At 65.6% G+C, this 2111-nt stretch carries 2 protein-coding genes; both read right to left on the bottom strand.

What is annotated here, in order from left to right; all coding sequences use genetic code 11:
• Positions 1-123: 123 nt before the first annotated feature.
• Positions 124-894, bottom strand: a complete 771-nt coding sequence (gene istB / locus ACWDTF_RS24760) for an IS21-like element helper ATPase IstB (RefSeq protein ID WP_240860161.1) — start codon at positions 892-894, stop codon at positions 124-126.
• On the bottom strand, positions 891-2111 hold a 1221-nt coding region (locus ACWDTF_RS24755), incomplete at its 5' end, for a Mu transposase domain-containing protein (protein ID WP_449755244.1). The genes ACWDTF_RS24755 and istB, both read right to left, overlap by 4 nt.

Here is a 2111-nt window from a genome sequence, read left to right as displayed (position 1 = left end):
TGTCAAGGGACATGTAGAACTGCCCACTGGTGGCCATCAAGACTGCCCGTAGGCGGTCACGTGGGGGTGCCCGGTGGCGGCCATGAAAGTGCCCACGAGACCACCACCGGGTTCGAGTTGGGGTTAGGTCAGGGCGGTGACTCCTTTCCCGGTGAGGGCTTGGGCCAGGCGCACGGAGTCGCCGCTGGTTTGGCAGAGGTGTGCGTGGTGCAGCAACCGGTCCACGGTGGCGGTGGCCAGCGTTTTGGGCATCAGCTCGTCGAATCCTGACGGGTGCAGGTTGGAGGACACGGCGACGGATTTGCGTTCGTAGGCGGCTTCCACGACGCGGTAGAGCCCTTCGGCGGCATCGGTACCCACCGGCAGCAGGCCCACGTCGTCGATGACGATCAGTTCGGCGCGCACGATTTTGGCGATCGCTTTGCCGAGGGTGTCATCGGCCCGGTGGGCACGCACGAGGGTGCCGAGTTGTTCGAGACTGAACCAGGCCACCGGCATACCCGCTTCGATCACTTTCTGCCCGAGGGCTTCAAGGAAGAATGTTTTACCGGTCCCGGCGGGCCCACACACCACGAGGTTCTCCCGCCGACCGACCCATTCGAGAGTTTGCAGGGCGTGTTGGGTGGGGATCGGGATAGAGGAGGCGGTCTCGTCCCACACGTCGAAGGTTTTGCCGGTCGGGAAGCTCGCCGCTTTGCGTCTGGAGGCGAGCATGGAGCGGGCGCGGCCGGCGGCCTCTTCGTCGAGGAGTGCTTTGAGGACGTCGGCGGGGTCCCAGCGTTGGGCGCGTGCGGTCGCCAGCACCTCGGCGGCGATGGCGCGGGCATGGGGCAGGCGGAGTTGTTTCATCAACGCTTCCACCTCGGCGGGCAACGATGCCAGTGTCGTGGTCATCGACCATCCTCCTCGGTGACGTCATCACTGTTGTCGATCATGGTGGTGCCCAGCATGTTCCATCCTTTGGTGCCTTGTGCCAGTGAGGTGGTTTCCGAGGCGTGCGCGCGGGTCAGGTCGAGGCCTTTGCTGGCCAGTACCGAGTCGAGGTCACCGGTGGCGAAGCGGCCATGCACCGCGGCATGCCCGAGTGCCCAGTCCACATCGGTGTGGCCGTGCAGGGCCGCCAACTCGACGGCGTGGGCCATTTTCTGAAACATGCGTTCGGTCCCGACGGCAGCGGCTTCTTTCAACCACAACCCCGCACCCTCACCGATCGCCAGGAACGACCGCTCGGCATCGGTGCGGGCCCGAATCCGGTAGTCGCCCGGCATTTTCGGGTGATACCCGGGGAAATGGGCGTCATCGACGGCCGGGATACCCCGAGTGGTTCGGGCATGGCGGGCCACCTCGCTCGGCCCACCCGCATCCAGGGCGCACACGATGACCTCATCGCTGCCGGAATGGTGCCGCACCCACACCGACTGACCCAATAGCGTTGCCGGAACCGAGTATTGACAGTGGTCGAAGGTGATCATCGGGGTGTTGTCGGGAACCCGGCGGGTCACTCCCAACCCCGTCGTGTGTGGCATGTCGGGGATCGGATGCAACCGCTGTCGTTCCTCGGCGAGCATCTCCACCGGACGCCGCCCGGTTGCCCGGTGCTCCCGATCATTGATCTGGGCCATGAACTGCTCACACGCCGCCTGCACCTGGGTGAACGACTCGTAGGCGTCGAGCAGGTTGGTGTCGGTCGGCACGATATCGGCTTTGGCCAGCTTCACCGCGTTTTCCACCCCGCCCTTGGTGGCGGGGTCGGCGGGCTCGCAGGTGAGCACGCTGACGCCGTAGAAGCGGCCGAAGCTGACCGCATCACGGTTGCGGACCGGAACCCCGGCGACATGCCCGGTGGTGACGGTTTTCTCGTTGTCGGTCAACACATACGTCGGGGCGCCACCGAGAATCCGGAACACCCGGTCCAGGCCGGCGAACACGCTCGGCGCGGTCCGATCACGCAACGGGATCACCACCCGATACCGGCACCACGCCAGCCACGCCACCAACAACACGACCTTGCGGCCATCAACGAGTGGGCCGTCACCGAAGTCGTACTGCAACCACAGCCCGGGTTCGGTGATCCACGGCCGGTGGACTCGTGTGTTCCCCAGTCGCCATTG

It is taken from the genome of Gordonia sp. NPDC003422 (assembly GCF_053588675.1).
Note: the sequence above shows the minus strand (reverse complement) of the source record. Positions and strands in the feature narration are given on the sequence as shown.

What these genes read in the sequence shown, in the direction of transcription:
- istB (WP_240860161.1), bottom strand. Translation starts at nt 894, where the DNA reads ATGACCACGACACTGGCATCGTTGCCCGCCGAGGTGGAAGCGTTGATG.